General features: G+C 66.4%; 1 protein-coding gene. It reads right to left on the bottom strand.

Annotated elements, in window-relative coordinates:
• Positions 1 to 324, bottom strand: a 324-nt coding sequence (locus tag HX846_RS39215; RefSeq protein ID WP_178967699.1) for an FAD-dependent oxidoreductase, incomplete at both ends; no start/stop codon positions are given.

Here is a 324-nt window from a genome sequence, read left to right as displayed (position 1 = left end):
ACGACCAGCGGGCAGATCGGGGTTTTTACCGTGACGGGCATAGGGCCGTAGCTGACGGCCGTCGCGTTGCCCGCCAGGGTCTGGGCCAGGGCGCGGGCGCAGCTCATCAGGGGCATTACGTACAGCAGGTTCAGGCCATCGACCTCGGCGCAATCGCCCAGGGCGTAGATGTTGGCGTGGGAGGTCTTGAGGTGGCGGTCGACCATGATCCCGCGGTTGATCTGCAACCCGGCGGCGGCGGCCAGGTCGACACGCGGGCGCAGGCCGATAGCAGACACCACCAGGTCACACTGGATCACTTCGCCATCAGACAAGTGGGCTTCC

This window comes from Pseudomonas sp. K5002, from assembly GCF_013386655.1.
GTDB lineage: Bacteria > Pseudomonadota > Gammaproteobacteria > Pseudomonadales > Pseudomonadaceae > Aquipseudomonas.
The sequence above is the reverse complement of the archived record's forward strand: the minus strand, read 5'-3'. Positions and strand labels throughout refer to the sequence as shown.